Origin of the sequence: Celeribacter sp. (assembly GCF_048270365.1) — a bacterium.
In the GTDB taxonomy this organism is placed as follows: domain Bacteria; phylum Pseudomonadota; class Alphaproteobacteria; order Rhodobacterales; family Rhodobacteraceae; genus Celeribacter.
Genome location: NZ_JBLWTA010000003.1, coordinates 177,164 through 199,604 on the forward strand (window position 1 = coordinate 177,164; position 22,441 = coordinate 199,604).

20 protein-coding genes and 1 pseudogene are annotated in these 22,441 nt (G+C 60.3%); 9 read left to right on the forward strand and 12 right to left on the reverse strand.

Going from position 1 to position 22,441, the window contains the following annotated elements; genetic code table 11:
- Positions 1–13: 13 nt before the first annotated feature.
- Complete coding sequence (gene lpxD / locus ACN0X0_RS05630; RefSeq protein WP_417278357.1) at positions 14–1,075, reverse strand: UDP-3-O-(3-hydroxymyristoyl)glucosamine N-acyltransferase; 1,062 nt, start codon at positions 1,073–1,075, stop codon at positions 14–16.
- Positions 1,076–1,205: 130 nt separating this feature from the next.
- The gene (locus ACN0X0_RS05635) at positions 1,206–2,891 is read right to left on the reverse strand and encodes a L,D-transpeptidase family protein (RefSeq protein WP_417278358.1); all 1,686 of its coding nucleotides are present in this window, start codon (positions 2,889–2,891) and stop codon (positions 1,206–1,208) included.
- A 730-nt stretch (positions 2,892–3,621) separates the two neighbouring features.
- On the opposite strand from ACN0X0_RS05635, the gene ACN0X0_RS05640 reads away from it, so the two are divergent.
- Entirely contained in the window at positions 3,622–4,191 is a 570-nt protein-coding gene (locus ACN0X0_RS05640) for a YcbK family protein (protein ID WP_417278359.1), read from the forward strand.
- A 118-nt stretch (positions 4,192–4,309) separates the two neighbouring features.
- Here ACN0X0_RS05640 and ACN0X0_RS05645 read toward each other — a convergent pair whose 3' ends face one another.
- Together ACN0X0_RS05645 and ACN0X0_RS05650 are read right to left on the reverse strand one after the other, a co-directional pair.
- Positions 4,310–4,981: a cytochrome b/b6 domain-containing protein gene (locus ACN0X0_RS05645; RefSeq protein ID WP_417278360.1), complete on the reverse strand. Its 672-nt coding sequence runs from the start codon at positions 4,979–4,981 to the stop codon at positions 4,310–4,312.
- The gene (locus ACN0X0_RS05650; RefSeq protein ID WP_417278361.1) at positions 4,978–6,636 is read right to left on the reverse strand and encodes a tetrathionate reductase family octaheme c-type cytochrome; all 1,659 of its coding nucleotides are present in this window, start codon (positions 6,634–6,636) and stop codon (positions 4,978–4,980) included. The genes ACN0X0_RS05645 and ACN0X0_RS05650 overlap by 4 nt, the downstream gene beginning before the upstream one ends.
- Positions 6,637–6,892: 256 nt before the next feature.
- Between ACN0X0_RS05650 and ACN0X0_RS05655 the strand changes: the two genes are divergently transcribed.
- From ACN0X0_RS05655 to ACN0X0_RS05670, 4 genes are all read left to right on the forward strand, one after another.
- Positions 6,893–7,315, forward strand: a complete 423-nt coding sequence (locus tag ACN0X0_RS05655; protein WP_417278362.1) for a hypothetical protein — start codon at positions 6,893–6,895, stop codon at positions 7,313–7,315.
- Positions 7,316–7,422: 107 nt separating this feature from the next.
- Positions 7,423–7,971 (forward strand): sigma-70 family RNA polymerase sigma factor, encoded by a 549-nt coding sequence (locus tag ACN0X0_RS05660; protein WP_417278363.1) that lies wholly within the window; start codon positions 7,423–7,425, stop codon positions 7,969–7,971.
- A gap of 40 nt (positions 7,972–8,011) precedes the next feature.
- Positions 8,012–8,698, forward strand: a complete 687-nt coding sequence (locus ACN0X0_RS05665; protein ID WP_417278364.1) for an anti-sigma factor domain-containing protein — start codon at positions 8,012–8,014, stop codon at positions 8,696–8,698.
- Between the two features lie 65 nt (positions 8,699–8,763).
- A complete protein-coding gene (locus ACN0X0_RS05670; protein WP_417278365.1) occupies positions 8,764–9,705 on the forward strand; it encodes an NAD(P)-dependent oxidoreductase in 942 nt (313 codons plus the stop codon).
- Between the two features lie 3 nt (positions 9,706–9,708).
- Here the strand turns inward: ACN0X0_RS05670 and ACN0X0_RS05675 are convergent, their stop codons facing one another.
- From ACN0X0_RS05675 to ACN0X0_RS05685, 3 genes are all read right to left on the reverse strand, one after another.
- Positions 9,709–9,903, reverse strand: a complete 195-nt coding sequence (locus ACN0X0_RS05675) for a hypothetical protein (RefSeq protein WP_417260989.1) — start codon at positions 9,901–9,903, stop codon at positions 9,709–9,711.
- 178 nt (positions 9,904–10,081) lie between these two features.
- A complete protein-coding gene (ade, locus tag ACN0X0_RS05680; RefSeq protein ID WP_417278366.1) occupies positions 10,082–11,776 on the reverse strand; it encodes an adenine deaminase in 1,695 nt (564 codons plus the stop codon).
- A 23-nt stretch (positions 11,777–11,799) separates the two neighbouring features.
- Positions 11,800–12,789: an NAD(P)-dependent oxidoreductase gene (locus ACN0X0_RS05685; protein WP_417278367.1), complete on the reverse strand. Its 990-nt coding sequence runs from the start codon at positions 12,787–12,789 to the stop codon at positions 11,800–11,802.
- 245 nt (positions 12,790–13,034) lie between these two features.
- On the opposite strand from ACN0X0_RS05685, the pseudogene ACN0X0_RS05690 reads away from it, so the two are divergent.
- A pseudogene (locus ACN0X0_RS05690) lies at positions 13,035–13,181 on the forward strand (FAD-dependent oxidoreductase); the annotation flags it as partial.
- 291 nt (positions 13,182–13,472) lie between these two features.
- Here ACN0X0_RS05690 and xylA read toward each other — a convergent pair.
- The 5 genes from xylA to xylF form a co-directional block, all read right to left on the reverse strand.
- Entirely contained in the window at positions 13,473–14,777 is a 1,305-nt protein-coding gene (xylA, locus tag ACN0X0_RS05695) for a xylose isomerase (protein WP_417278368.1), read from the reverse strand.
- Positions 14,774–16,213: a xylulokinase gene (xylB, locus tag ACN0X0_RS05700; protein ID WP_417278369.1), complete on the reverse strand. Its 1,440-nt coding sequence runs from the start codon at positions 16,211–16,213 to the stop codon at positions 14,774–14,776. Before xylB ends, xylA begins: the two co-directional genes overlap by 4 nt.
- A 12-nt stretch (positions 16,214–16,225) precedes the next feature.
- A complete protein-coding gene (locus ACN0X0_RS05705) occupies positions 16,226–16,993 on the reverse strand; it encodes an ATP-binding cassette domain-containing protein (RefSeq protein ID WP_417278370.1) in 768 nt (255 codons plus the stop codon).
- A gap of 12 nt (positions 16,994–17,005) precedes the next feature.
- A complete protein-coding gene (locus tag ACN0X0_RS05710; RefSeq protein WP_417278371.1) occupies positions 17,006–18,313 on the reverse strand; it encodes a sugar ABC transporter permease in 1,308 nt (435 codons plus the stop codon).
- An 80-nt stretch (positions 18,314–18,393) separates the two neighbouring features.
- Entirely contained in the window at positions 18,394–19,422 is a 1,029-nt protein-coding gene (gene xylF / locus ACN0X0_RS05715; RefSeq protein ID WP_417260981.1) for a D-xylose ABC transporter substrate-binding protein, read from the reverse strand.
- On the opposite strand from xylF, the gene ACN0X0_RS05720 reads away from it, so the two are divergent.
- The 3 genes from ACN0X0_RS05720 to ACN0X0_RS05730 all read left to right on the forward strand — a co-directional run bounded on the left by ACN0X0_RS05720 (position 19,421) and on the right by ACN0X0_RS05730 (position 22,440).
- Positions 19,421–19,597, forward strand: coding sequence for a hypothetical protein (locus ACN0X0_RS05720; RefSeq protein WP_226553447.1), 177 nt, complete (start codon positions 19,421–19,423; stop codon positions 19,595–19,597). The genes xylF and ACN0X0_RS05720 overlap by 2 nt on opposite strands.
- Before the next feature lie 78 nt (positions 19,598–19,675).
- Positions 19,676–20,914 (forward strand): ROK family protein, encoded by a 1,239-nt coding sequence (locus ACN0X0_RS05725; RefSeq protein WP_417260979.1) that lies wholly within the window; start codon positions 19,676–19,678, stop codon positions 20,912–20,914.
- Positions 20,911–22,440: a CRTAC1 family protein gene (locus ACN0X0_RS05730; protein WP_417278372.1), complete on the forward strand. Its 1,530-nt coding sequence runs from the start codon at positions 20,911–20,913 to the stop codon at positions 22,438–22,440. Before ACN0X0_RS05725 ends, ACN0X0_RS05730 begins: the two co-directional genes overlap by 4 nt.
- Position 22,441: the final 1 nt, after the last annotated feature.

Here is a 22,441-nt window from a genome sequence, read left to right on the forward strand (position 1 = left end):
CGTCATGGCTGGGTCAGTCCTTGGATTTGAGCTTTGACAGCATGCGCGGCAGACGGCGGAGCGCCTTGTACATCTCGACATGGGTCTGCATCGCGACCGCCGGGTAGCCCATCATCGCCTTGCCTTTCGGCACATTGGACAAAACGCCCGTGCCCGCGCCGATGATCGCGCCCGCGCCGATGGTCAGGTTGTCGGCGGCGCCCGCCTGCCCGCCCATGACGCAATAATCGCCGATCACCGTGGAACCGGCGATGCCGACCTGACCGCACAAAAGGCAATGATTGCCGACCACGACGTTGTGGCCGATGTGGACCTGATTGTCGAGTTTCGTGCCGTTGCCGATGCGGGTCGCGCGGATCGTGCCCTGGTCAATCGTGACATTGGCGCCCAGTTCGACATCATCGCCGATCACCACGGAGCCGATGGAGGCGATGCGCAGCCACTCTTGCCCCGCCGCCTCGACCGTTTCGCCAAGGCTTTCGCGGGCTTCCTCGACGGCAGACTTCTGCTGCGTCACGAAAGAGAACCCGTCAGCCCCGACCACACCACCGGGCTGGGCGATCAGCCGGTCGCCAATCGTGGCACGCGCGCCAATTTTCACGCCGGGATGAATGAGGGAGTCGTCGCCGATGGTGACACCAGCGCCAATCGACACATGCTGAGCGATTTTGGCGTTCTTGCCAATTTTCGCCCCTTTGCCGATCACAACGAGCGGGCCGATGGCGGCATTCTCACCGATCTCGGCGCTTTCATGGATCACGGCGCTGGGATGGATGCCCGGTTCAAGCCCCAGCCCCGCATCGAAACTTGCGGTGATGCCCGCCATGGCCAGACGTGCGCGTTTGACGAGAATGGCAGCTTTCAGCCCCAGCGCCTGCCAATCCGCGCCCTCCCAGAGAACAGCCGCCTGAGCCGCGCCCTTGGCGATATTCTCGGCAAAACGCGGGTCCATCGCCAGCGCCAGATCGCCTTTGCCCGCGTCCTGCGGTTCACGCGCGGCCGCGACGACAAGGCCCCCGTCCCCCTCGAAAGGGGCATTCAATGAGGCGGCAAGCTCGGCAATGGTGATGGGCATTAGGGGGTCTCCGTCAATCTTGCCAAAGACATAGGTGTTTTGCGCCGCTTTGCAAAGCGAAGGCGTCCGAAGTTTCCCCCGAACGCCTCAATATTTCAGCTCTGTTTCAAACTCTTGAAGAGAGTGGCGCTCAACCGCCGACAGAATAGGATTGCACACCTCTGTCTTGCAGCGCGGCCCAGATTTTCGCGTCCCGACCATAGACATCGCGACGATATTCCATGCCGCCTTTCGGCAGGGTCACCGCGGTGCGATAGATCAGGTGCACCGGCACATGTTGCTCCAAAGGCACGAGGGTCTCAACGCCTGCGCGCAATTTGGCTTGGAAAAAACCTTCCGGATCGGAGGTCTGTTTCGCGAGCAAAGCATAAGCGAAATCAAAGGGTTGTTGCAGACGGATACAGCCATGCGAGAAGGCGCGGACCTCACGGCCAAAGAGGCTCTTCGAGGGCGTGTCATGCAGGTAGATATTGTATTTGTTCGGGAACATGAACTTCACGAGACCCAAGGCGTTGCTGTTCGACGGCGGTTGCTTGAGGTTGAACGGGAAGCTGCGGGTCGTGTATTGCGAGAAGTCCACATTGGCGCGGTTCACCGTGCGACCGCGACTGTCCACAAGACGCAGGTGACCTGCGGCATTCGGGTTCCGCTGCATCATCGGCAGGTATTCCTTGACGGCGATCGAGCGCGGCACGTGCCAGGTCGGGTTGATGACCATATGCTCCATCTCGTCGGAAAACTCCGGGCTGCGGCGATCACCGGAATTTTGACCGATCACCGAACGGGTTTCAAAGGTCACGCGGCCATGATCGACGATCTTGGCGGAGAAATCCGTCAGATTGACCCAGATGTGACGCTCGCCCAAAGGCATGTTGATCCAGCGTTCACGCTCCAGCGCGACCAAAATGGAGGCCATGCGTTTTTCCGGGCTGAGGTTGATCTCGTCAATCGTCGCCTGCCCGGCCACACCGTCAGAGGTCAGACCGTGGTCCATCTGGAACTGCTGAACAGCCTTTTCCATCTTCGCATCATAGCCGGTCGCCGCCGAGCGCGGCAGATAGCCCATGGCCATCAGACGGTTGCGCAGAAGGATCACGCCATTGCCCGTCGCGCCGGGTTCGTATTTGCCACCCGGCACCGTCTGGCCCCAGCCGCCATGAGCGATCAGCTCTTCGAGCTTGGCTTTTTCTTTCAACAGGCGGGCATATTCCGGCGAGCTGGGTTCGAGCTTGCGCAGATAGGCCTGAGGGTTGGATTGGGTGAAATTGGTGAGCACCTCAAGGCCGTCGCGGTACGGCACCTGACGCACGAGACCTGCGTCGATGCGGGACGGGATCAGCTGGCCGGTCTGCACGTCGCGGGCATAATCGAGAAAGAGCTGCGCCAGAGCGACTTCGGCGCGGCCAAGATCGCGGTCGGATTTGATCGCCCGCAGGTTGGCCTCAAGGAGCGAGGTGTCATAGGGCGCGAGACCTTTGTCCGGCGCGGATTGAACCGCGCGCAGGAGCGCCTGACGCCGCGCTTTCGCACTGGCGCTTTGATCGGCGAAGACCGGTTTGTAGCCATTGGAGCGGTAGAAGTCCGACAGAACCTTGGACGAGGACGCCGCTTCGGCCACCGATTGCATGAAAGCGCTGACCTGCTGGGCCTGAGCGGTCACGGGCATGAGCGCCAGAGGTGCGCTTGTCAGGGCGAGACTCAGGGCGACGAGACCGGCCTTCAACAGGGGCGCTTTCCGGCGCAAAGGCGCGGTTTGCAGGGTGTCAGTATGATGTGCGGCGCGATGTGCAGCAGGGGAAACCGGTGAAAAAAACATATCGGTCCTCGGGAAACTTGGGGTGGAAAGGCCAGAATAGGCCCGGAATGGCTCAGCAGTCGTTCGGAAAAGGTTACAGGAGTTCCGAGCGCGGCGTCAGGGGGGAAGAACGCAGTGAGGCGCCCCTGTGCCATATGCACAACAGTTGACACAAAAGGGAAGAAAATCGGATTTTTCCCCTTAAAACCGGGGGCTTCCCAAAAGGCCCAAAACGCTCAGGCGGCCTTGGCATCAGTCCCGCGCACGCAGACATGAGAGCCACTGACAGGCCGGCGCACACAACTCGAAGCCATGGAAATTGTTCCCGCAGGTAAGGTCTTACATCATATTTTGCGCAAAAACCCGCCGATTTCACCCATTGTTAAGCTCTGCGACAAAACCGGTGCTTGGCCCAAGAATCACAATATGCCATAACCCCATCAGAGCGACAGGGATGTGGCTCGCCTAAGAGGTTTTAACGGGTTTCGACGTCAGCTTGCGTCCAGAAACACCCAAAACTGCCGGATCACATGTTTGTGACGGCCGGAGGATTTGGGAGCGTGTTTGGATCAAGATGCTGAAAAAGAAGGCAAAAGACCGGGAAAAGGCAAGTTTGTCTGATCTAAGTCATTGTTCTGTTGAGAATCTTGGTTAAGAATGCCGGAACAAGCGGCACAAGCCGCAAATGGCGGCACATCCACAAACAGCCGCGTGAGGCGGGAACAGGTAAGCGACGGGACGCTTTGAGAGAATGACAACGAAAGCAAGTGGCGTGCTCACACGCCGTGGACTTCTTCGCGGTTTTGCAGCAACCGCAATCAGCGCAGCTCCAGTATATGCCAATGCAGCAGGCTTCCTGCGCGGCTCCGGCGACATTCGTCGGATCAACATGTATTCGGGCCGCACGGGTGAGAGCATCGACACCATCTACTGGATCGAAGGCGAATACATCCCCGAGGCGCTCAAGGAAGTGACCTATTTCTTCCGCGACTGGCGCAACTCGCAGATTAAGGCCGTGGATGCGCGCACCGTCGACATCATGACCGCCGCGCACCGCCTGATGGAAACCGACGAGCCCTATATGCTCCTGTCCGGCTACCGCTCGCCCGAGACCAACGCCATGCTGCGTTCGCGCTCGCGCGGTGTTGCGAAGAACTCGCTTCACATGAAAGCCCAGGCCGCCGACCTGCGTCTCAAGTCGCGCTCTGTGTCGCAAATGGCCTCTGCTGCGAAAGCCTGTTCCGCAGGCGGCGTTGGCACCTACCGTGGCTCCAACTTCGTTCACATGGATTGCGGCGTGGTCCGCTCTTGGAACGGTTAAGACAGTCGCTGATCCCGAACAGCGTGAAGGCCGCCCCATCCCGGGCGGCTTTTTTGTTTGGAGGATATGAAAACGGCGCCCGATTGCGGCGCCGTTTCGTGTTTTCGACTGACGGGAGTTATTCTGCGGGTTCCAGAGGTTTCAACCGATCCGGCGTGTTGGCCTCGAAATAGGCCTCCTGTTCCGGGGTCAGGTCAATCTCTTCATAGCCCGTCACCATTGGACGAACATGGTCGCGGAAACCGTGGCCCGTGGTCAAAAGGTAAATATGCGCGATGACGAAGGCGAAGATCACATAGGCCGCCAAGAGGTGAATGTTGCGCACCACTGCGAACACAAAGGTGCTGTCAGCCCCGCTGTCCCAAAAATTGTAGGTCAGATAGAGGATGCCGGTGACCCAGATCGCCGGGAAGACAACCCATTTCAGCCCGAAATAGGTCGCGGCCTGAAGCGGATTGTGTTTGCGCCAATATTGCTTTTGGTACGGCGCCTCCTCGCCTTTGAAGATGCCGTAAGCATAGTAGCGCGCGGTGGCGAGCATGCCTTCGACCTTCGGCAGGAATTGCCGCCATGTGCCGGTGGTGAAGAGCCAAAACGTGGCGAAAATCCACACGACCAGAAGCGTGAGCGCGGCCAGCGTATGGAGCATCACGGCGGGTCCAAAGGGAATGAACGCATGCACGCCGCTCACCCGAAGGCCGGTGAACATCAGCACCGCGATCAAAAGCGCCTGCGTCCAATGCCAGAGCCGTTCAAACCGGGGGTAAACCTTGACGATCCGTTTGGTCATGGGTGGGTCCCTCCTTTGCGTGTGATGAGGCGCAAAATGCCGTGGCCGATGACGCCCAGAGCGGTCAAGAGGACCAGAATCTGCCCCAGCCGACCGAACAGAGACTTCGGATCGGTGCCCGGCATCACCACGCCCGCAAGGCCCAGAAGTCGCCCGTCCTCAGAATGGCATTCCACGCAATCCATCGCCTCATCGGCAGGCGCGACCATATGTGTGATCGGCCAATACATATAAGTGTCGATGAAACCATATTCGCCGGAGTATGGCGACCCCGCCGCTTTCATCCCCGCCTCGATCGCCTTCGACCAATCGTAATTGGTCCAAAACGCCGTGTCCGTGGTCGGCCCCCAGACATGGGAATAGGCCAGTTTGTTATAGCCTGCGTCATAGGACTGCCGCCCGACCATGCGTTTGAACGGCCAGATGCGGCTGTCTTCACCGTCGGGCGTGCCCAACACCTTGTTGATCTCGACGACCTCCGTCGGGTCGATCTCTTCTTCCGGCAGGGTGTATTCCACCGCGCCGTTAAACCAAGCGTAATAGGGTTCGACATTCTCACCCCAGTCGAAATCACCTTTGATGGTCAGGTAGGTGTGCAACTCCTGCCCGTCGCTTTGGGTGAAATGATGTTCGGCAATCGGTTGACCGACCTCATTGAGCCGCCCCGCCGTGGACCAGTCCCAATAGGTTTTCGTCGCCACGCCACCGCGCGCGAATTCCGGGATGTGACAGGTCTGACAGGCGACTTTATCGACGTGGTCATTGAGCTTGATCGCCATGAGATCGCCCCCATGCGGGCTGTCGCTATGGCAGCTTTCGCAAGAGGCCGAGAACCGATCCTCGCCCGGATGCCCAAGCCCCACCGTGTCCTTCGCGTCCATCAGATAGCGCGATCCGGCCCAATTGTGGCTCTCTTCCCTGTGGCAATCGGAGCAGACCATATTGGCGCCGTCCTTCGACATATGCACGTCGGTGTGGATGTCCGGGTCATAGAGCGCGGAACTCAGATCGCCGTGTTTCACATTGTCGCCGCCGCCGCCGTAGAAATGGCACTGGCCGCAATTCTCGCGCGTCGGCATGCCCACAGACTGCGCCGATTTCATCAGATCGACCGCCCAGGCGTCGGCGCCTGTGATCGTCTGCCCCTTGACCGGCTGGCCGGGGATGTCGCCCAGAGGCGGATGCCCTGCCCCGGTCGAGAGTTTGGCATATTGCCCGGACTGGTCATGACAGACGAGACAGTCCACAGCAGTCGATTGCTGCGGCGGTGCATCATGCATGTCGTCCCAACCATAGCCCGCGTGGCACGAGGTGCAGCGCGGCTCATTGCCAACGACATTGCCACAGAACGCATTGATCACCTTGGATTTACCAAGCGTCTGACCGGTGGCCGAATTGTCGAACTCCCATTGGAAATGGATCGAATGCATGACCTGATCGTCGGCCTCTGTGTGGCACGTCAGACAGGCCGTCGTCACTTCGGGGCCGGATTTGAACTCCTGTTGCAGGATCTCGAATTTCGAGTGATCCGCCGTCGAGCCGTCACCCGACATCTGCGGCATCGCATCTTGAGCGAAGGCGACGCTGGCGCTCAGGACCAAAAACAGGCCGAAAGCGAGGCTGGCGCGCGCGGTTTTGAGTGCTGTGGCCTGCATGGGTTCCTCCCTTCACACGAGTCACCTCGCGCTTGGTATAAATTCACCCTATTGAATACATTCACGCCAACCCGGCATTGATTTATCGCAAATGCAACTTTGAAAACGACTTGATGGGCGGCTTTGGCCTTGCTCCATTCAAAAAATCACCCCGTCTGAAATTTTTTTGAAACTTTCCCGAAACGCCGTCGTGACTCTGGGCAAGAGCGGCTCACGAGCTGGCTCGAAACGCTAAACAAACATACGGAGACGACCCATGAAATTCCTGATGACCGCCGCCGCCATGACGATGGGCCTGAGCCTGACCGCAACCGCCGCTTTCGCTGGCGACGACATGATGCAAAAGGTCGAGGCCGCCGATCAGTCCGTCGCCAACGGCATCGTCAGCGCCGACAGCATCACCGCTGCGCAAAACGGCTGGCTCGTGGTGCACCGCACCGATGAGACAATGAAACCCGGCCCGGTCGTCGCCTATGCGCCGCTGCGTGCGGGCGAAACGAAAGACGTCGCCGCGATCCTGACCGAAGAGGTCAAGCCGGGCGAGATGCTCATGCTGATGATCCACGCCGAGGACGGCGGCATGCAGACCGGCGTGTTCGAATACACGTTGGGCGCCAAGGAAGACGGCCCGATCCGCGTCGACGACAAGCTGGTGATGACCACCATCACCGCGATGTAATCCGCGCCAAACGGTGACAACACCCGGCGCGTGATCCGTGCCGGGTGTTTTTATGTGTCCGGACGCTATATGCTCTCTGAAACAGGTGTTTGGTACAGGATTCAAAGATGCGCACACGGGCAGAGATCGAAGAGATGATCGCACGGATCGCGCTCAAGGATCGTCACGCCTTTTCAGAGCTTTATGACGCCACGAATGGCAAGTTGTTCGGCGTCGTGCTGCGCGTCTTGAACAACCGCGCCGAGGCCGAGGATGTGTTGCAGGAGGTCTATCTGCGCATTTGGCACAGGGCGGACCGCTATGCCGTGACGGGTCACAGTCCGATCACCTGGCTCGTCACCGTGGCGCGCAATCTGGCGATCGACCGGCTCCGCGCGAAACAGCGCATGGGCAATCCGCGCGACGTGAGCGAGATGCCCGATCTGGCGGATCCCGGCCCAAGCCCTGAGGCGCAAAGCATCGCAGCCTCGGAAAATGCCCGGCTGAACGTTTGCCTCGACGCGCTGGATCCCGACCGCAAAGACGCCGTGCGCGGCGCCTATCTCGAGGGCCATAGCTACGCCGATCTGGCCGAGAAATTTCGCGTGCCACTGAACACCATGCGCACCTGGCTGCGGCGCAGCCTGATCTCCTTGCGCGACTGCCTTAAGGCGTAACCTGAGCGTTTAACCTGAACCTCTAACCGAGGATAGCCCAATGACCGATGAGAGCGATCACATGGATCACATGGAAAGCAACGACCCCGCCCTTGCCGGGGAATATGTGCTGCGCCTGCTCGATGCGGTCGAGGAGGCCCGGTTCAAAGCGCGTCTGAAAGACGACCCGAAGCTTCAGCGCATGGTGCATGAATGGGAGCGCGAATTGGCGGTTTTCGCGGGCGATCTGGCCGAAGTGCGCCCGTCCAAGGCGTTGAAATCCCGGATCATGGCCCAGATCGCCCCCGCATCATCCGGCCCGAAACGGTCGATCTTCGGGCTTTGGGCCTCCGGGGCGGCCGCCGTCGCCATGGTGGGCTTTCTCGCCTTCGCGCCAGTGCTGAACGCTCCCGGTCCAAAATTCCACGTCGATCTGGTGAGCGGCGATCTGGTCGTGGCTGCGGGCTTTATCCCCGAGACCGATGTGATGATCGTGCAATTGAACCAAGGCGCGCCGCGTCCCGGTCGGGTGCTCGAACTTTGGCTCATCGCAGATGGCTCTGAGACGCCCGTCTCCTTGGGTCTCGTGCCCTCAGAAATCGGCGAAATCCGTGTGACCATCCCGCCCGCGCTTTTGGCACAGGTCGAAGGCGCCACCATGGCCGTCTCTGATGAGCCTCCGGGCGGCTCGCCCACAGGCCAACCGACGGGCGACATTTTGGCCTCTGCGGCGGTGTTTGAACTCTGAAAGGCTGGAAACCGGGGGCAAGGCTCGCTACCAAGGCTTTGAAACCTCGACAGAAAGAGCCTCGCATGTCCTCCCCCGTGATCGTCAACCAAATCGACGAAGACTTTGGCCGCATCCTCGCCGCGCACCCAAGCGCGCCGCGCGTGATCGACCATTTCGACCGCGAGCGCCCTTGGGATTTTTCGCCAGAGGCGGAGGTCTTGGTGACGCGGGCGTTTCGCACTTGGGCTGAGGCGCCGCAGATGGAATATCCGCATCTCAAATGGGTGCAGACCTTTTCTGCCGGGATCGAGATTTATCCTGATTGGCTGATGCGGAACCCGATCGTGACCAATGGTCGTGGCCTGACCGCGCCGCAGATTGCCGAATATGTCATGGCCGCGATGCTCTTGGTGGAAAAGGATATTTTCGCGGCGCGCACCACCTCTTTGGACGATTGGGGTACGCGGGAGTTTGGTACTTTGGAGGGCAAGACGCTGGGCCTCATCGGCTATGGCGCCATCGGCGATGCGGTGGCGAAACGGGCGCGGGCTTTTGACATGCGGGTGCTGGCCACGCGGCGTGGGGTTTGGGAGGCGGTGCCCGAGGGGATCACCCCCTGCGCCACTGCCGAGGAGGTCATGGCGGGCTCGGACCACGTTGTTCTGGCGATGCCCCACACGCCGGAGACCGAGGCGATGGTGAATGACGCTCTGTTGTCCCACGCCAAGCTGGGGCTGCATCTGATCAACGTGGCGCGCGGGGCGTTGGTGGATCAGGCGGCACTATTGCAGGCGTTGGATGCGGGGCAGCTGAGCAAGGCGACGCTCGACGTCACCCATCCCGAACCGCCCGAGGCCGATGATCCGATCTGGAGCCATCCGAAGGTGCTTTTGACCCCGCATGAATCCTACAAAGGCGGCACGGCGGAGCGCTGGCGGTTCGAACAGAAGACGCTCAACAATCTGAGCGCCTTGCTTGACGGCGCACCTCTGTCCGATGTGGTCAATCTGGCGCGCGGTTACTGATATTTAAGCCCCGGTAAAGGCCGGCACTTGCACCGGTTCGAGATCGGCCGGGCTTTGCCCCTCTTCAATATTTTGGCAGGCCACCGGATAGTGATCCGAGGTCGTGCATTGCGACACCGGGTATTTGCCGTCTGCGCAGCCCGAAAGCGTGAGCAGGACCACCATAGGAAGGAGGGCGGGAAGGATCAGCTTTTTCATGAATCTCTCCTTTCGAAAACGTCTGTCTTGCTCTCAATTTGGTCATTTTGACGATTTCGTCAATATGGATAGTGCATAAAAGTGAACTGAATAGTTCACTTATTGTGACACTCATTCTGACATGGGAAAACCCGCCCTCTTGGCAAAGGGCGGGCTGCTTTTCCTGCGTCATGAAATGTCAGGCGATGATCTCGAATTTCGTCACATCGACCATGCCCCGGTCGGTGATTTTGAGCGCCGGAATGACCGGAAGCGCCAGAAAGGCCAGTTGCAAAAACGGCTCTTCGAGCGTGACCCCAAGCGAGGCCGCCGCCGCGCGCAGATCGACCAGATCATCACGCACCACTTCAAATGGCTCAAGGCTCATCAGCCCCGCGACAGGCAGCGCCAGCTCGGCCAGAACGTGGCCGTCTTTCACCACGACAAAGCCACCTTCGATCTCAGACAGGCGGTTCGCGGCCAGCGCCATATCGGCGTAATCGACCCCAACGCAGGCGATATTGTGGTGATCGTGGCAAACTGTCGAGGCAATCGCGCCTGCTTTGAGGCCAAAGCCTTTGACAAAGCCAGAGGCGATATTGCCGTTCTTGCCATGGCGTTCGATGACGGTGATCCGGGACAGATCACGCGCGGGGTCCGGGGCCTTGTCGCCATCGACGATGGGCACGGTTTCACGCAGGTGTTCGGTGATGATTTTGCCTTCGATGATGCCGATCACATCGACCTCTTCGCGGTTGCCTCCTGCGCGGAACTGTTCCGCCGTGACCTTGGGCGCTTTGACTGAGCCACGGGCCACGGGTGCCACATGACCGCGTGCGGCGAAGGCCGCGTCAGTCACTTCAACCCCGCCCGCGAAGACCATGGACGCATTGCAATTTTCCAGACTATCTAGCACCACAATGTCGGCGCGTTTGCCCGGCGCGATCATGCCACGATCTTTGAGGCCAAAGGCCTCGGCGGCGGACAAAGTGGCCGCGCGATAAACCGCCAGAGCCGGGCAGCCAAGCGCAATCAAAGTGCGGATGACGTAATCCAGATGACCATGCTCGCCGATGTCCAGCGGGTTGCGGTCGTCTGTGCAGAGGCACATGTAGGGCGCGGTGAGATGGGTCAAAAGCGGCTGCAACGCGTGCATGTCTTTCGACACAGACCCCTCACGGATCAGCACCCGCATGCCTTTGCGCAGCTTTTCGCGCGCTTCCTCGACGGTGGTCGCCTCGTGTTCGGTGCGAATGCCTGCGGCGATATAGGCGTTCAGGTCCTGACCTGAAAGCTGCGGACAATGGCCGTCGATATGAGCATCCTCAAAGAGGCGAAGTTTCTTCATCGCCTCCGGGTCTCGGTAAATCACGCCGGGATAATTCATGAATTCCGCCAGACCGATGCCGGAGGGATGGCCCAAGACCTCTTTCAAATCCTCAGCCAAAAGCTCGGCCCCCGCCGTCTCCATATGCGTTGACGGCACGCAGGAGCTAAGCTGCACTCGGATCGACATCAACGTGTGCTCGGAGGCCTCTTGGAAATAGCGGATGCCCGGCAGGCCGATGACATTGGCGATCTCATGCGGGTCGCAAATCGCCGTCGTCACACCGCGCGGCAAGACGCAGCGGTCAAACTCAAAGGGCGTCACCAGAGAGCTTTCGATATGCAGATGCGTGTCGATGAAGCCCGGCACGATCACCTGCCCCGTCACGTCGATCTCGCGATGACCCTCGTAGTGCTCAAACACACCGGCGATCCTGTCCCCCACGATGGCCACATCGCCCACGATCAACTCACCGGTCATGAGATCAAAGATCGAGCCGTTCTTGAGCACAATATCCGCAGGCGCCTCGCCGCGCGCCACCGCAATCCGATGTTCCAAATCGCTCATGATCTTCTCCTTAAACTCACGCCTTAGACCCGGACTGCGGGCACGCGTTCGATGTCGTCCGGCAGACCCAAAGCCGCGCGCTCTGCGTCTCTGCGGCTGACCAGCCAGACCACGCGCCCGCCCGCCTCGCATTTCGCCGTGATCACCTTGCGCTGATCCGACAAAAGCCACTCTTCGGTGCCGTAACTTTGCCCCACAATGACCCGCTCCGCATCGCGGCGCGCGAGTTCCAGCATGGGCGCAAACTCGGCCTCTGCACAGATCACCAGATCGGCCTCTTGCAGCCGCTGCACCGCACGCAACGTCATCAGGTCCGGATCGAGACTGCCGACCGGCAAAAGCGTGATGGCGCCCTGCCCGCCCTTTGTGCCAATCTCCGGCGCACCGCCCTCGGCAATCGCCGCCTTGATCACTTTCGCGGCTTCACGTTCCGCGCCTTTGGCAAAGAGCCGTCGCGGCGTTTCCGCATAGACCCAGCGCCAAAACGCCCGACGTTTGGCGCGCGGCACCTCTTCGGCCACATGATCGCGGAGCCGCCCGCCAAGAGCCACGAGATCGCCCAAACGCGGCTCGAGCATCTCCTCCAGACGGGTCTTGATCTGACGCGCCAAAACCGGCGCTGCGCCTTCGGTGCCGATCGCCACCACCAAGGGATCGCGGTCCACCAGAGAGGGCGTGTTCGCCTCGCACAAATCCGGCCGGTCGACCACATTGACCAAGGCCCCCGCAGCCCGCACCACATGATAGAGCTCGGAATCGCGTGCGTCATCCTCGGTGCAAACGAACACCAGCGCGGCGTTGGCAAAGAGGTCGTCATTGATCTCGCCCGCATGCTGCACCGCACGGCCTTCGGACACCAAAGCGGCCAGTTCCGGCTCCAGCTCCGGCGCCACCAAGACGATCCGCGCTTCGGTCTTGAGCATCAGGCGGGCCTTTTGCGCCGCCGTTTCACCGCCACCGATGATGACGACATCGCGCTCGATCATGCGCAAGAACATGGGGAAGAATTTCATAGGCGCGGCCTCTTTGTGGACTTTCGCGTAGGGTCTCCCATCGGTCCCAAAATGACAAGACTGTCTCGGCATCCCACTGGGTTTAACTTTGCTTTTACGCAATCTTGCGACGGCACCCGCCTAAATCTCTGGTCAAAAAACCCTTTCTTGTCAATTTTCAGTGCAGGGTCACCGTCAACAGAAAAAAGTTTCATTTTGCAAAGCGTGACATGACCTCCCCATGACCCAAGCCCAAAAAAATCAAACTGGATTTCGAACCTGAAAACGACGACCTCCTCGACCTCTTCATCATCGGCGGCGGGGTCAATGGGTGTGGCATTGCCCGCGATGCGGCGGGGCGCGGACTTAAGGTCACGCTGGCCGAGATGGGCGATCTGGCGCAGGCGACCTCTCTCATCCTGCAATTCCCGTTTCTCAGCCCAGACGCCGCCGAACGCCTCGTCCATCTCTACGGTCGCAATAAGGCGGCAATTTTCGAGGATGTGGTCGGCGCCATCGACGACGGGATGCGCCAACACGTGCCTCTGCTTGTCGAAGGATGAAAACCGCGCCCACAACAGCGCGCGTGATGCCGCCAAGGTCGACCGCACGTCGCGCCTTTGTTTTGGACAGGGGTTTTCCTTGGCTGGTCAAATACTCAAAAAAGGCGGGGAAATTCCCCGCCTTCTTTCTGATACTCTGTTTCAGACAAACGAACTGACCAGATTTTCCAACCGCTCCTGCCGCCCCGAGCGCGGCTCAGGGTTGATGCCCTCGGCCAGAACCCGCGACTGAATGCTCTCCAGATCACCGTTTCTCAGCATTTCTGCGTTTTCTGGGCTGTCCCAATCGCCATAACGCGCCGTCCGCGCCTCTTCCAGACGCCCGTCTTCCAGCATAGCCGCCGCCGCTTTCAGCCCGCGCGCGCACATATCCATGCCGCCGACATGCGCCAAAATAAGGTCCTCTGCGTCCAAGGATTGCCGCCGAATGCGCGCGTCAAAATTGGTGCCGCCGGTGGTGAACCCGCCCGCTTTGAGCACCTCGTAATAGGCCAGCGCCACCTCATGCGGCGCATTGGGGAATTGGTCGGTATCCCAACCGGATTGGTAATCGTTGCGGTTCATGTCGATGGAGCCGAGGATGCCCAAAGAGGCAGCCAGCGCCAGCTCATGCTCAAAGGAATGCCCGGCCAGAATGGCGTGGCCCTGTTCGATGTTCATTTTGACTTCATTCTCAAGCCCGTAGCGCTTGAGAAAGCCATAAACCGTCGCCACGTCGAAATCATATTGGTGCTTCGAGGGTTCCTGCGGCTTCGGCTCGACCAAAATGGCGCCGTCCCAGCCCATTTTGTGCTTATAATCGACCACCATTTCGAGCATCTTCGCCGCCTGATCCGCCTCTTTGCCGAGATCGGTATTCAAGAGCGTCTCATAGCCTTCGCGCCCGCCCCAAAGCACGTAGTTCTGGCCGCCGAGCTTGATCGTCGCATCCATGCAAGACTTGATCGTCGCAGCGGAATAGGCGAACACATCTGGATCCGGGTTGGTGGCAGATCCGGCCATGAACCGGCGATGGGTGAAGAGGTTCGCGGTGCCCCACAAGAGTTTGGTTTTCGACCCTTCCATTTTTTCGGCGAAATAGTCGACAATCTCTTCGAGGTTGCGTTTGCTCTCGGCAAAACTCGCGCCTTCGGGACGCACATCGAGGTCGTGGAAACAGAAAAACGGCGCTTGCAGGATGTCGAACATCTCGAACGCCACATCGGCCTTCATTTTGGCCTTGTCCATGCCCTCGCCGAACCACGGTCGATCAAAGGTCCGCCCGCCGAAGGGGTCGCCGCCCTCATAGGCAAAGCTGTGCCAATAGGCGACGGCAAAGCGCAGATGGTCCTCCATCCGCTTGCCCATCACAACCTCATCTGGGTTGTAATGTTTGAAAGCAAATTCATTGGCACTCGAGGGGCCTTCATATTTGATCTGCGGAATGTTTTTGAAAAACTCTGTCATGTCAGCCTCTTGAGTGCATGTTGTGCGGATTTGAATCGGGCGAACCCGTCGTCATAAGCCGCCGTCAAATTGGAAATCGGATCAATGGTGGCCTGGATACGCGGCGCGGTGGCGATCTCCGCCCCGCCACCTGTCGCGGCCATCATGCCCAGACGCGCGGCCCCAAAGGCACCGCCAAAATCACCGGCGACGGGCAAGTCCACCGGCACGCCCAAGGCTGTGGCGATGGCCTCCAGCCAATAGTGCGATTTAGATCCCCCGCCGACGGCCAAAAGCCGGTCGATCTTGGTGCCCGTCGCGGCCAGCGCCTCGGCGCAGTCCTTGATGGCGAAAGTGACCCCTTCGAGCACCGCGCGGGTCCCCGCCGCCGTGTCGGTGGCGTGTTCGAGACCCGTGAAAGCGCCCCGGATCGCGGCATCGTTCAAAGGCGTGCGTTCGCCGCCCAGATAGGGCAGAAATTGCGTCTTGGTGGGCGCTTTGAGCCCGCCGAGATTGGCGGTCAGTTCGGCCGCGCCCTTGCCCACGAACCGGCCGTACCAATTGAGAGCATCGGTGGCGGCCAGGATCACGCCCATCTGGTGCCAGGTGTCGGGAAGCGCGTGGCAAAATGTGTGAACCGCCGTGTCGGCGTCCGGTTGATAGCCGTCATTCGCGGCGAACAACACGCCGGAGGTGCCGAGCGACACGAAAGCCTGCCCGGCTTTGACGACACCCACCCCGATGGCCGAGGCGGCATTGTCGCCGCCGCCGCCCGCAATCACGCAGGACGGGGACACACCCCATTTCGCCGCAAGCTCCGGACGCAATTGGCCGGACACTTCGGAGCCCTCAACCAGACGCGGCATGTAGCTACGGTCCATATCGGTGGCCGCCAAAAGCGCATCCGACCAGTCCCGCGCAGAGGTGTCGAACCAGGCGGTGCCCGCGCTGTCGGACATCTCGCCGACGAACTCACCGGTCAGATAGAGACGCAGGTAATCTTTTGGAAGCAAGACCTTGGCGGTCGCTTTGAAGATATCCGGCTCATTGTTTTTGACCCAAGAGAGCTTCGGCGCAGTGAAGCCCGGAAAGACGATGTTACCCGTCACGGCCCGGAACTGTGGATCGGCATCGAGCGCGGCCGCCTCGCGATAAGACCGCGTGTCATTCCACAGGATACAGGGGCGCAAAACCTGATCAGAGGCATCCAAAAGCGTCGCGCCATGCATCTGGCCCGACAGACCAATGCCTGTCACGCCCGACAGGTCCGCCTGCGCTTTCAACGTCTCCATAACCGTGTCGCAGGCCGCAAGCCAACTGGCCGGGTCCTGCTCAGACCACCCGTCATATGGGCGTTCATTGGTGAGAGCTGCATTGGCCTCCGCAACGACGCTTTGATCCGCGTCCATCAGCAAGGCTTTGAGACCGGAGGTCCCGAGATCAAGTCCGATATACATGTATCATCCGTTTCAATAGGCCTGAGGCGGCTTTTTTCCCATGATGATCATGCCGAGAATGTCCTCGTCCGTGACCTCATTCACGTTCACCGTGCCGACCTTCTGGCCGTTCTTCATCACCATCGCCCGGTCGCACAGCCGCATCACATTGTGGATGTCATGCTCGATTAGGAAGATGCCGAGGCCCTGGGCTTTCAGCTCCTCGATCAACTCCGCGACCATCTGGGTCTCATGCGGCCCGAGGGCTGCGGTGGGTTCGTCCATGATCAGGATTTTAGCGTTAAAATAGACCGCGCGGGCAATGGCTACGGACTGACGCTGACCGCCCGACAGAGCGGAAACCGGCACTTTGAACTTTTTGAAGTTCGGATTGAGCCGCCCCATGATCTTGCGGGTTTCGGCCTCCATCGCGGGTTCATCGACAAAGCCCAAAGGCGTCACCAATTCGCGGCCCAGAAAGAGGTTCGAAGCCGCATCGAGATTGTCCGCCAGCGCCAGCGTCTGGTAGATCGTTTCGACATTGTAGCGGCGCGCGTCGCGGGTGTTGCGGATCTCGGCATGCTCGCCGTTGATCACCACCTCGCCCGCATCCTTTTGATAGGCACCGGAGAGGCATTTGATCAGCGTCGATTTCCCCGCGCCATTGTGCCCCAAAAGCCCAACAACTTCGCCGGGATAGAGGTCGATGCTCACGTGATCCACCGCCTTGACGCCGCCGAAGGCGATGGAAATGTCTTTCAACTCGACAAGAGGCGTTCCCGTGTTCGGATTGCTACCCATGATCGTCTCTCCTTACACTTTGATGCCGAGGCGTTTGCGATATTGGATGTCAATCCAGACTGCGAAGACCAGAACAGACCCGACGACGATGTTTTGCAAAGGCGCATCGACGCCCACCATCGCCATGCCGGATTGCAGCGATTGCATGATCAGCGCGCCTAGAATGGCGCCGTGAATGGTGCCGATCCCACCGGACAAAGCCGTCCCCCCGATCACCGCCGCCGCGATCACGCGCAGCTCGTCCAGAGTGCCGATGTCATTGGAGTGCACCGACAAACGCGCCGAAGCAATCACCGCAGAGAGGCCGCAAAGAAAGCCCATCAGCGCGAAGATTTTGACCGTCAGAAGTTTGGTGTTGATCCCCGACAACTCCGCCGCATCCGGGTTGCCACCGGTGGCGAAGATGTATTTTCCGAGCCGCGTCTTCTTGGCGACCATGGTCATGGCAATCGCCACGACGATCAGCACGAGGACAGAGATCGGCAGGCCGTAGGCTTCGGTGTAACCATCGGGCAGAACCTCGCCACGCGCTTCGAAGAGGCGGCGCAGCTTGCCGGTTGGGATGTCATAGGCATTAAGCGTTGCGACATAGCCGATGATGACGGCGACGATCAGACCGCCGACGGCGAATTCGGCCCAGAGCGGCTTCGTCGGAAACCCGTGGTTTTTCTTGGCCTTGCGGGCATTGTAGAGGGCAAAGACCGCGCCTGCCACGGCCAGCGCACAGATGATCCAGGACAGGGTGGCGCCAAGCGTCCCCTCCGCCCCGCCCAAGACGAGAAAGTTCTGATCCAAAGGCGCAATCGTCTGGCCGTCGGTCACATACCAGCCGACAAAACGCCAGATCAGCAGACCGCCAAGGGTGACGATGAAGGCCGGGATGCCCTGATACCCGATCAGCCAGCCGTTGAAGGCGCCTATGAGGGTGCCGACAACAAGACAGGTCACAATCGCCAGCGGCGCGATCATCGGATTGCCATACTCAAGACCCACCACCTGCGGCAGCCAACGCGCCTGCATCATCGCACCCATAGCGGAGGCGATGGCCAGCACGGCGCCGACAGAAAGGTCGATGTGACGCGTGACAATGACGAAGACCATACCGGTCGCCATGATCGCCACGGAGACGGTTTGAACCGTCAAATTGAAGGTGTTGCGCGGCGTGATGAACCGCCCGTCGGTGAAAAAATTGAACACAAGCGCGATGGCGATGAAGGCCCCGACCATCCCCATGAGCCGCATGTCAAGTTCGAGCTGGCCAAACAGACTCTTGCCGCTTTGACCCGTTTCGATCCGGTTACTATCTGCCTGATCTGACATGAGATTTGCCTTTTTCTTGGGGCACGACCCGCGCCCGTTGGATGGTTCGGGTCGTGCGAAAAATCCGATTTCGGATCAGATCAATTACAGGGCGACGGACCGTCGGTGACGCCTTGGCACAGCGCCTCTTGGGTGATCCAGCCAGCGTCTACCACCACGTCGAGATTGTCGGCGGTGATCGGAATGGGCCCGAGGAATTTCGCATCCATCTCCTGACCGCCCGGCGTGGTGAATTTCACCGTATCCGCGACGTCAGAGGCCATATCGCCACCGGCCAATTGCAGCGCGATCTCGGCAGCGTTTTTGCCCAGCTCGCGGGAGTCTTTCCACACCGACACAGTTTGCGTGCCAAGCGCGATGCGGTTCAAAGCGGCGTGGTCGCCATCCTGACCAGAGACCGGAATGCCCGCCATGCCCTGCGCCGCAAGTGCTGCCACAGCGCCACCAGCGGTGCCATCGTTGGAGGCCACGACCGCGTCCACATTGTTGTCATTGGCGGTCAGGATCGATTCCATGTTGCGCTGCGCATTGGCCGGAAGCCAGCCGTCGGTATAGGCCTCGCCCACGATGGTGATGTCGCCCGCGTCAATCGCAGCTTGCAGAACCTCTTGCTGACCGCCGCGCAGGAAGTCTGCGTTCGGGTCGGTCGGCGAGCCTTTGATCATGACGTAATTTCCGGTCGGCTGGGCGTCGAACACGGCCTGTGCCTGAAGCCGGCCCACCTCGACGTTGTCGAAGGTCAGATAGAAGGCGCGCGGGTCTTCGATCAGGCGGTCATAGGCGATCACTGGAATGTCTTCGTCCGTGGCCATTTGCACCGCCGGGATCACCGCCTGAGTGTCTTGGGCCAACACGATGAGCGCATCGACGCCCTGTGCGATCAGACTTTCGATGTCGGAAAGCTGTTTGGCCGAGGACGACTGCGCGTCCGCCGAGACATAGGTGGCGCCCGCCGCATCGAGCGCGGCCTTGATGGCGCCTTCGTCGGTTTTCCAGCGTTCTTCTTGGAAATTGGACCAGCTGACGCCGACCGTGAGACCCTCTGCCATCGCAGATGTCGTGAAACCGGCCGCCACGATCGTGGCCGCCATCAACATGGATTTACGCATGAATATCCTCCCAAATCTCCACGCCGATGCCGCCTCTCCTCCTCAAGAGCTGCGCAGGGCGGGGCCGACTCATCGTCGGCTGCTCAAATCATGGCATATTTATTTCGGCTGTCAAAAAAATAATCTCGCTTTTGCTCAAATATTGGGTGTAAATGAATCGAAAACCCATGATTAACTTCATATAACTCCTCTGATTTTATGCTGCGGGGCGGCATTTAATTAGGCAGACAAACTATACAAAAAGGCAGGTGCCATGCCCGACACGGACCTCAAAACCGAAGATTTGGACGGCTGCGGCCCGCTGCTGCCCGAGCAGGACAGTCAGGCAAAATCCAACCGGCGCCAGGTCTTCGAGGCAGTTCGGGCCAGCGGCATCATCCCCCGCGTCGAATTGGCCCGCCAACTCGCGCTCTCGCCCGCAACGGTGACCCAAATCACCACGGAGCTGATCGAGGCAGGCCTCATTCAGGAAAGCGAATTGCCGCGAGAAGGCGACAGTCCGCGCGGGCGTCCGCCCGTGGGTCTTCGGGTTCAGGCCACGGCGGCAACGGTTGTCGGCATCAAAATCTCGGATCGGTCGAACTCCGCCGTTGTGCTGGACATGGCGGGCAATCTTTTGGGATCGGCCACCCTGCCCGCACCGCCCACCGCGCGCAGCACGGAAGAGGTTTTGTCAGAGGCCGAAGCCATCATTCAGGCCGCTTTGGACGACGCAGGACCGGGCATCGAACCGCAGACCATCGCGCTCGGCCTGCCCGGCATGGTCGATTTCATCACCGGGCGCGTGCTCTGGTGTCCCTTTATGGAAGAAACCGATGTGCCGCTGCGCGATCTGTTGCAGAACCGGCTTCACCGGCCCGTGCGGATCGACAATGACGCCAACCTTCTGGCGCTGGCCGAGCTTTGGTTTGGCGAAGGCCGCGCGCTCGACAACTTTGCCGTGGTCTCGATTGAGCACGGGCTTGGCATGGGTCTGGTGATCCGCAATCAGCTTCACCGCGGCGGCATGGGCCACGGCATGGAATTGGGTCACACCAAGGTGCAACTCGACGGCGCGCTCTGTCGCTGTGGGCAGCGCGGCTGTCTTGAGGCTTATGTGGCCGACTATGCGCTTGTGCGCGAGGCGCACACGGCGCTCAATCTCGGCCATCAAAGCACCTGCGCCGACGTCATGCTGGAAACGCTTTACGCACAGGCCAAGGAGGGCAACGCGCTCGCGCGGACGATCTTTGCCCGCGCCGGGCGCTATCTGGCGGCGGGGCTCGCGAATGTCGTGACGCTCTATGATCCCGCATTGATCCTTCTCTCCGGCGACCGCTTGCGCTACGACTATCTCTATGCCGAGGATGTGCTCAGCGAGACCCATGCCTTGACCTATCGCCCCGGACGCCCGCCGACCCCGGTGGAAATCCATGCCTGGGGCGATCTGGTCTGGGCGCGCGGTGCCGGGGCCTTGGCGCTTGATTTTGCGACGGAGATGCGTGTGGGATGAGCCGCCCGGTTGTGTTGAATGCCAAAGCGTTGATTGCCTGTTTGAGCCTTGTGCCACTGCCGCTTTGGGCACAGTCGATCCCGCAGTTTCAGAACCGCTCCGATGCCCTGCCCATACATATTTACGGTGGCGGCTGGGAACATTTTGTCGGCGGCGGTTTGGCGGTTTTCGACTGTAACGGCGACGGCATGCCGGAGATTTTCGCAGCCGGCGGGGAAAACCCGGCCAGCCTGATGTTGAACCGGTCTTTTCAAGGCGAAGACCTGTCCTTTGAGCTGGGCGAAATCATGGAAATGACCGGCGTGACCGGCGCCTATCCTTTGGACATCGACAGCAATGGGGTGACCGATCTGGCGGTGCTGCGCGTGGGTGAAAACCTGTTGCTGCGGGGCTTGGGCGACTGTGCCTTTGAGCGCACCAATGAGGATTGGGGCTTTGACGGCGGCGACCGCTGGACCACGGCCTTCACGGCCGGATGGGAAGCGGGGGCAACGCGCCCGACGCTGTTCTTCGGCAATTACGTGGACCGCGACAACCCGGACGGGCCGTTCGAGGCCTGTGACGTCAATGAGCTGCACCGGCCTGTTGCGGGCGGCTATGAGAAGACCGTCTTGGAGCCGGGGTTTTGCACGCTCTCGGCGTTGATCTCGAAAGGCGCGCGGGGCACACAGAGCCTGCGGCTGTCGAATGATCGGCATTACTATGTCAAAGGCGGCTACGAGCAGCTTTACGACCTGCAAGAGAACCGGTTTCTGAATGATGCGGACGGCTGGGACAAGGTCTCGCTCTGGGGCATGGGCATCGCCGAGCGCGACATCGACGGCGACACCATCCCGGATGTGATGCTGACCTCCATGGGCGATCAGCTTTTGCAATTCGGCCAAGAGGATGGCCATTACAAAGCGGCGCCCTATGAGATCGGCACCTATGCCCATCGGCCACATCTGGGCGGTGATGGGCGGCCCTCGACCGGCTGGTCGGCGGATTGGGGGGATGTCGACAATGACGCCCGCGCCGACCTGTTCATCGCCAAGGGCAATGTCGAACAGATGCCCAACAACGCCGCCCACGACCCCAACAACCTGTTGCAACAAAAGCCCGACGGCACATTTCGCGAGGTCTCGATAGCGGCGGGCGTCGCCTCGATGGAGAAATCGCGCGGCGGCCATCTGGTCGATCTGAACGGCGACGGTTTGCTCGATTTGGTGGTGGTGAACCGACAAAGCGCGATGGAGTTGTATCAGAACGTGACGCCCAATGCGGGGCACTCTCTGGCCGTCAGCCTGCGCCAGCCGGGGCTGAACCCGGCGGCCGTGGGCGCCACGGTGGAGATTTTGACCAATCGCGGGTTGCAGCGGCAGGACGTCACTGTGGGCGGCGGACATGCCTCCGGCAAGGCGGTGCCTTTGCATTTCGGACTGGCGGATGCCGAGGTCGCGCAGGTCAAGGTGACATGGCCCGACGGCGAGGAAACCGGCTGGGTCGAGATCACGCAGTTTGACCGCTGGGTCGAGCTGGCGCGGTAAG

Bases quoted from the DNA above. Each gene is read 5' to 3' on its own strand.
- ACN0X0_RS05710 (WP_417278371.1), bottom strand. From the start codon at position 18,313: ATGTCAGATCAGGCAGATAGTAACCGGATCGAAACGGGTCAAAGCGGC.
- ACN0X0_RS05650 (WP_417278361.1), bottom strand. From the start codon at position 6,636: ATGCAGGCCACAGCACTCAAAACCGCGCGCGCCAGCCTCGCTTTCGGC.
- ACN0X0_RS05660 (WP_417278363.1), top strand. From the start codon at position 7,423: ATGCGCACACGGGCAGAGATCGAAGAGATGATCGCACGGATCGCGCTC.
- ACN0X0_RS05685 (WP_417278367.1), bottom strand. From the start codon at position 12,789: ATGAAATTCTTCCCCATGTTCTTGCGCATGATCGAGCGCGATGTCGTC.
- ACN0X0_RS05720 (WP_226553447.1), top strand. From the start codon at position 19,421: ATGAATATCCTCCCAAATCTCCACGCCGATGCCGCCTCTCCTCCTCAA.
- ACN0X0_RS05670 (WP_417278365.1), top strand. From the start codon at position 8,764: ATGTCCTCCCCCGTGATCGTCAACCAAATCGACGAAGACTTTGGCCGC.
- ACN0X0_RS05730 (WP_417278372.1), top strand. From the start codon at position 20,911: ATGAGCCGCCCGGTTGTGTTGAATGCCAAAGCGTTGATTGCCTGTTTG.
- ACN0X0_RS05635 (WP_417278358.1), bottom strand. From the start codon at position 2,891: ATGTTTTTTTCACCGGTTTCCCCTGCTGCACATCGCGCCGCACATCAT.
- xylA (WP_417278368.1), bottom strand. From the start codon at position 14,777: ATGACAGAGTTTTTCAAAAACATTCCGCAGATCAAATATGAAGGCCCC.
- lpxD (WP_417278357.1), bottom strand. From the start codon at position 1,075: ATGCCCATCACCATTGCCGAGCTTGCCGCCTCATTGAATGCCCCTTTC.
- xylF (WP_417260981.1), bottom strand. From the start codon at position 19,422: ATGCGTAAATCCATGTTGATGGCGGCCACGATCGTGGCGGCCGGTTTC.
- ACN0X0_RS05645 (WP_417278360.1), bottom strand. From the start codon at position 4,981: ATGACCAAACGGATCGTCAAGGTTTACCCCCGGTTTGAACGGCTCTGG.
- ade (WP_417278366.1), bottom strand. From the start codon at position 11,776: ATGAGCGATTTGGAACATCGGATTGCGGTGGCGCGCGGCGAGGCGCCT.
- xylB (WP_417278369.1), bottom strand. From the start codon at position 16,213: ATGTATATCGGACTTGATCTCGGGACCTCCGGTCTCAAAGCCTTGCTG.
- ACN0X0_RS05705 (WP_417278370.1), bottom strand. From the start codon at position 16,993: ATGGGTAGCAATCCGAACACGGGAACGCCTCTTGTCGAGTTGAAAGAC.
- ACN0X0_RS05640 (WP_417278359.1), top strand. From the start codon at position 3,622: ATGACAACGAAAGCAAGTGGCGTGCTCACACGCCGTGGACTTCTTCGC.
- ACN0X0_RS05655 (WP_417278362.1), top strand. From the start codon at position 6,893: ATGAAATTCCTGATGACCGCCGCCGCCATGACGATGGGCCTGAGCCTG.
- ACN0X0_RS05675 (WP_417260989.1), bottom strand. From the start codon at position 9,903: ATGAAAAAGCTGATCCTTCCCGCCCTCCTTCCTATGGTGGTCCTGCTC.
- ACN0X0_RS05725 (WP_417260979.1), top strand. From the start codon at position 19,676: ATGCCCGACACGGACCTCAAAACCGAAGATTTGGACGGCTGCGGCCCG.
- ACN0X0_RS05665 (WP_417278364.1), top strand. From the start codon at position 8,012: ATGACCGATGAGAGCGATCACATGGATCACATGGAAAGCAACGACCCC.